At 67.5% G+C, this 2,953-nt stretch carries 5 protein-coding genes; 3 read left to right on the top strand and 2 right to left on the bottom strand.

Annotation, left to right across the window (positions count from 1 at the left end; translation table 11 throughout):
* The first annotated feature begins 71 nt into the window (after nt 1–71).
* From VGV13_04060 to VGV13_04050, 3 genes are read left to right on the top strand one after another with little or no spacing between them, the layout of a single operon-like run.
* The gene (locus tag VGV13_04060) at nt 72–488 is read left to right on the top strand and encodes a hypothetical protein (protein HEV8640253.1); all 417 of its coding nucleotides are present in this window, start codon (nt 72–74) and stop codon (nt 486–488) included.
* Nucleotides 489–511: 23 nt separating this feature from the next.
* Nucleotides 512–847 (top strand): metalloregulator ArsR/SmtB family transcription factor, encoded by a 336-nt coding sequence (locus VGV13_04055; GenBank protein HEV8640252.1) that lies wholly within the window; start codon nt 512–514, stop codon nt 845–847.
* Nucleotides 844–1,335, top strand: a complete 492-nt coding sequence (locus VGV13_04050; protein ID HEV8640251.1) for an SRPBCC domain-containing protein — start codon at nt 844–846, stop codon at nt 1,333–1,335. The genes VGV13_04055 and VGV13_04050 overlap by 4 nt, the downstream gene beginning before the upstream one ends.
* Here the strand turns inward: VGV13_04050 and VGV13_04045 are convergent.
* Together VGV13_04045 and VGV13_04040 are read right to left on the bottom strand one after the other, a co-directional pair.
* Nucleotides 1,304–2,326 carry a hypothetical protein gene (locus VGV13_04045; protein HEV8640250.1) on the bottom strand — a complete coding sequence of 341 codons (1,023 nt, stop codon included), beginning with the start codon at nt 2,324–2,326 and terminating at the stop codon, nt 1,304–1,306. The two genes, VGV13_04050 and VGV13_04045, sit on opposite strands and share 32 nt — an antisense overlap.
* Entirely contained in the window at nt 2,323–2,673 is a 351-nt protein-coding gene (locus tag VGV13_04040) for a PEGA domain-containing protein (GenBank protein ID HEV8640249.1), read from the bottom strand. Before VGV13_04040 ends, VGV13_04045 begins: the two co-directional genes overlap by 4 nt.
* Nucleotides 2,674–2,953 lie beyond the last annotated feature (280 nt).

Below are 2,953 nucleotides of genomic sequence, written 5' to 3'. Positions count from 1 at the left end.
AACGTTAGGGATGTACTTGCAAAAAGCAAGTAAGCGCGCCATGTTCGCCCGGTCCTATTCCGGGAGATCCGATGAGCTCGACGAGTCGCGCCGTGCTGCTTGCCGTTACCTACCTCGTGTTGACGTTCCCGATCGCCGCGGCTTGGCATTTGGGGCTGTTTCCTCAGTCCATGGCCGGTCCCGCCTTCCGTGCCCAGCCGTTGTTCGCCATGGGGATCCTCTCGACGGTGCTCCAGGCGATCGTCGTGGCCTATCTGTATCCGCGTCTGCACCGGGGCGGCTCGCCGGTCCGCGAGGGCCTGCGGTTCGCGCTGATCATGGGGACGTTCATTGCGAGTTACGGGGTGCTCGCCGAGGCCGGGAAGTTCGCGATCGCCGATGTCGGGAGTTGGGTGTTGATGGAGGGGGCGTTCTTCGCGGTACAGTGGATCGTGATTGGGGTCGCGGTCGGCTTGGTCTACGACTGGACGCGCTTGACAGCTAGTTAGTAAGTTGTAACTTACCGTAAGAGATGACTTACACAGACGTGCTCACCGCCCTGGCCGATCCGACCCGCCGGAACATCCTCGAGTCGCTGCGCGCCGCGCCGCGGACCGTGGGCGAGCTGGCAGCCCATCAGCCGGTGAGCCGGCCGGCCGTGTCCCAGCATTTGAAAGTACTCGAGCGGGCAAGCCTGGTGCGCGTCGAGCCACGCGGCAATCGCCGTGTCTACTCGGTGCGGCGCGACGGTCTGGACGAGCTGCGGCGGTACCTGGAGAGCTTCTGGTCCGACGTCCTCAACGCGTACAGCGCCGAGATAGCGCGACGCACGAAGGGCGCCCCCGCCCCCTTACGGAGAAAGAAATGATCGAGCCCCTCGTGAAGACCATCGAGGTCCCCTGCAATCAGAAGCAGGCGTTCACCGTGTTCCTGGACATGGGCAGCTGGTGGCCCAAGCACAAGTTCTCAACGTCGGTGATGCGCGGCCAAACCGTGAAGGCGCTGCGCGTCGACGCGAGGCAGGGCGGCCAGATCATCGAGATCGGCTCCGACGGTCACGAGCAACTCTGGGGCACGATCAAGACCTACGACCCATACAGCTACTTGAACATGGACTTCCACATCCCGCACCCGAGCGAGAAGAATCCGGGCTTCAGCACGGTCGAGGTCCGCTTTACGGCACTGGGCAACGACCGAACTCGCGTCGAGCTCACGCAGAGCAACTGGGAAGCGCTCGGCGACGTCGCCAAGATGGTCCAGGGGGGCTACCGGCAGGCATGGGTCATGATTTTCGAGGGTGCGTACCAGGCGGCGTGCGGGAGTCTCAGCGCCTCCGAAGCCCCACCATCAGCGTAACGGTTTTAACGGTTTCGCGCCGGGCGGCGGCGCGCACGTGCGCCTGATCGATGCCGTACGCCAGACCGAACCAGAACGGACGGGACTCCAAATCGATTGTGACGCCGACCTCGCCGCCGCGCGCGCTGCCCGCGCCCGGTGGCACGTTGACGTCGAGGGCCAGCGCGCGCCACAGCAGCGCGTGTCCCCTCACACCCGTACCTGCTAGGCCCAACTCTCCCCGTCCTCCCAATCGCCACGTCACCCAGCGCTCGGCACCGAACGGTGTGTCAAAGCGGCGGGCGTGCGGGCCCATCTGCACGCTCAGCCACGGCGTCGCCAGGAACCGCAGGGCCACGGCTCCCTCGACCAGAGCCCGACGCTGGCCTTCGGCATACCTCACGTCGAGCTCGAGGCGGTGGAACCGCACGCTGCCGAAAAATCCGAGCGCCGTTACGCCGCGGACACTCAGCACCTGACCGGCGCCGCTGGCGGTGACTTTGAGCTCGTTGCCCTGGCTCGCGCCCACTGGCAGGGCGGGGGCCGCGGGCGGGACTTCGAGCACGGCTGGTGGGGGCGGTGGCGGTGGTTGCGCAGGCGGCTGAAAGCGGGGCAGTGTGTCGGGCGCGGTGACGGCGATCGGCGGCGGTACCGGGAGCGTGGTCCGCACTGCGTCGTACAGCCGAATGATTTCGGGCGGGAAGATCAGCGTATCGGGGCGCTGGCTCGGTGCCAGGACGGCGAGCCGCTGGAACACGGCGATCGCGGAGTCCTGCCGGCCGCGGTAGTGCTCGGCGGCACCGAGAAAGGTGAGCGCTCGCGCGCGCGCCGAGTCGTCGAGGCCGATCGCCAGCGGCGGTGTGAGCACGTGCCGCAGCATGCGCGCCGCGGCGTCGAACTCGAGATCCCGATAGGCGCGGACGGCGCTGGCCAACACTTCGCTCGCGCTGCCGCTCTGTCCACGGAGCGGCGTCGCGAGAAGCAGTAGCAGCGCCACGACCCGGATGCTCATTGGGCTACGCTCTCGAGCGTGATGTCCGTCAGCCGCAGAGTACCGCCGGCGGCTACGGTGACCCACGCGCTGTGTGTCTGGAAGCCCTTGCGTACCAGGAGCAGGCGATGCCGACCCGGCGTCACGCGAATCCGGACCTGCGGCGTGTTGCCCACGACGTGCCCGTCCACCGATAGCTCGGCCCACGGGCTCGAATTGATGGACAGGTAGCCGGGAGGACGGTTTGCCGCGGGCGCCGCCCGCGACCGGGGGCGCGGGGTTGGCCGCTGGAGGATCTGCGGCTCGGGGTCCTCACGACTCAGCGTGGGCGTCACAGGCTCGGCGCGGACTAGCGTATCCGGCGACATCGCAGACGCTACAGGCGCGATTGGGACCCAGACGCGGTCGTCGTTCGGGTACCACAACTGCACGCGGTTCCTGAGGAGCGCGACGCAGGTCACGGCTAGCGCGATCCCCATGAACGCGGCGACGAACCGGAAACGACGTCTGTTGGATGGCGGCGCCTCCCACTCGTCGTCCCAGAGCAGGCGAGGGAGAGGGGCTGGGCGCTCGTCCGTCATGGACCCGTGACCACGTTGAACGTGGAACTCGTCGCACCGGCAAGGCCCGTGGCCGCTGCCTTCAGGG

Source organism: Candidatus Methylomirabilota bacterium (genome assembly GCA_036001065.1).
GTDB lineage: Bacteria > Methylomirabilota > Methylomirabilia > Rokubacteriales > CSP1-6 > MNEF01.
This window is presented reverse-complemented; position numbering and strand designations above follow the sequence as displayed.

What these genes read in the sequence shown, in the direction of transcription:
- VGV13_04060 (HEV8640253.1), top strand. Translation starts at nt 72, where the DNA reads ATGAGCTCGACGAGTCGCGCCGTGCTGCTTGCCGTTACCTACCTCGTG.
- VGV13_04055 (HEV8640252.1), top strand. Translation starts at nt 512, where the DNA reads ATGACTTACACAGACGTGCTCACCGCCCTGGCCGATCCGACCCGCCGG.
- VGV13_04050 (HEV8640251.1), top strand. Translation starts at nt 844, where the DNA reads ATGATCGAGCCCCTCGTGAAGACCATCGAGGTCCCCTGCAATCAGAAG.
- VGV13_04045 (HEV8640250.1), bottom strand. Translation starts at nt 2,326, where the DNA reads ATGAGCATCCGGGTCGTGGCGCTGCTACTGCTTCTCGCGACGCCGCTC.
- VGV13_04040 (HEV8640249.1), bottom strand. Translation starts at nt 2,673, where the DNA reads ATGTCGCCGGATACGCTAGTCCGCGCCGAGCCTGTGACGCCCACGCTG.